Source organism: Blautia sp. HCP28S3_G10, from assembly GCF_052065235.1.
Classification (GTDB): domain Bacteria; phylum Bacillota; class Clostridia; order Lachnospirales; family Lachnospiraceae; genus Blautia_A.
On sequence record NZ_JBQHUL010000085.1, the window covers coordinates 1 to 1,697 of the forward strand.

Annotated in this window: 1 protein-coding gene and 3 tRNA genes; all 4 read right to left on the reverse strand. The window is 39.1% G+C overall.

Annotated features, from left to right (window positions below; genetic code table 11):
• Positions 1-282 precede the first annotated feature (282 nt).
• Positions 283-1,224 carry a bile acid:sodium symporter family protein gene (locus ACTNB8_RS16245; RefSeq protein ID WP_441056107.1) on the reverse strand — a complete coding sequence of 314 codons (942 nt, stop codon included), beginning with the start codon at positions 1,222-1,224 and terminating at the stop codon, positions 283-285.
• Positions 1,225-1,412: 188 nt separating this feature from the next.
• A tRNA-Cys gene (locus ACTNB8_RS16250) sits at positions 1,413-1,483 on the reverse strand.
• A gap of 27 nt (positions 1,484-1,510) precedes the next feature.
• A tRNA-Glu gene (locus ACTNB8_RS16255) sits at positions 1,511-1,582 on the reverse strand.
• A gap of 7 nt (positions 1,583-1,589) precedes the next feature.
• Positions 1,590-1,662 (reverse strand) — tRNA-Asn (locus ACTNB8_RS16260).
• Positions 1,663-1,697 lie beyond the last annotated feature (35 nt).

Below are 1,697 nucleotides of genomic sequence, written 5' to 3' on the forward strand. Positions count from 1 at the left end.
GTGAAAAACTCCAATCTATCAAAAATCGCATGTGAATTATAGTGAATTACTCCAACTCGCAAAGGGCTGGAGTAATTTTATATCTGACCGCATCATTATTTGGCGGTTACGTTGCAACTATAAAACCATATTTTATGTCTAAATGGAATTCATATATCTGAAAACGTTATCATAGCAATTAAAAAACATGAAAAATTTCATCTTTTTACAATGATTTTTCATGTTTTTTAGTGCAGTATGTTCTTCTTTCTGTATAAATGTGAAATCGTTGTCACGCATGTTTTATGAGCTTTTTCGCCTGTCTATAAGTACTTTACCAAACGTGGCCGCAAGTACCTGCTGGAAAAGCGTTCCGATCATTACAGGAAATACAACTTCACCAGGGAAATATGCAGCCGCTATTACCGCTCCTGTACTGATATTTCGCATTCCAATACCATAAATCAGAGAAACGGTTGTCTCCTGATCCTGTTTCATAATCCTTGCAACAAACCATCCAACTATATAACCTCCTGCTGCAAGCACAAGAATCACCAATGCAACCAGTATTCTTTCTGCATTCATACTCTTAACATAAGGTGCTATTTTTGATGAATTACATGTAACTACATACATTAACGCAAGCTTTGAAAAAGGAGCCAGCTTTGAAGGCCAGATTTCTTTAACTTTTCCTTTACTTATCTGATTCAGACACATTGCCGCAATTGCCGGGATCGCAACCATAAATATCAGATCAGACATCATTTCGCCAACATCCATAGTGATCTTTGAACCAAGAAGTAACTGCAACGCTACAGGAATTATAAATGGTGCCAGAATTGTATCTATTACAACCAGAGAAAGAGACAACGGACCGTTACCATCATAAACTGTAATCCACATTAGCCCGCTGACTGCAGTGGGTACAGAAAATTCCAGCACCATTCCTGCAATAAGATTTGCATTATACGGGAATATCAGATGCCCCAGTCCGCATGCTATACATGGAACAAATATATGGATAATTACCAGGCTTACCAGCAAAACTTTGGGGTTTCTGAACACATTTGCCACATCACGAAAGCTGGACTTCAATGCACCTGCAAAGGTCATAAATGCAAATACCCATGTTACCAGCGGAAGTCCGTGCTTTGCTATATCAGAAAAACATACGCCCAATATCAGACATATCGGCGTTACAAAAGCCATTTTCTTCTGTATATACTGATTAAACTTGTTTAACATTTTCTCTGTATCCTCTTTTTATTCACTGTCTTTATTTTCTGCGTATATGAATTACAGATGGCGCTTGCTTTTCGCAGATAACCTGCATATTCGCCATGGTATTGCTCCCATACCAACTTTATTGTTTAATTTAACATGGTTTTGTGTATAAAAAAATTCCAAAACAAATTATGTTTTGGAATTTTCAGAGGTGCCACCCGGATTTGAACCGGGGATAGAGGTGTTGCAGACCTTTGCCTTACCACTTGGCTATGGCACCATATTTAATTAATTTCCTAATAGGAAGTGACTCCAAGGGGATTTGAACCCCTGTTACCGCCGTGAAAGGGCGGTGTCTTAACCGCTTGACCATGGAGCCATATAAACTCCCCCTGTTGGACTCGAACCAACGACACTGCGGTTAACAGCCGCATGCTCTACCGACTGAGCTAAGGAGGATTATTATTTAGAAGATATCGCATCTTCAAAACTAC

Bases quoted from the DNA above. Each gene is read 5' to 3' on its own strand.
- ACTNB8_RS16245 (WP_441056107.1), bottom strand. From the start codon at position 1,224: ATGTTAAACAAGTTTAATCAGTATATACAGAAGAAAATGGCTTTTGTA.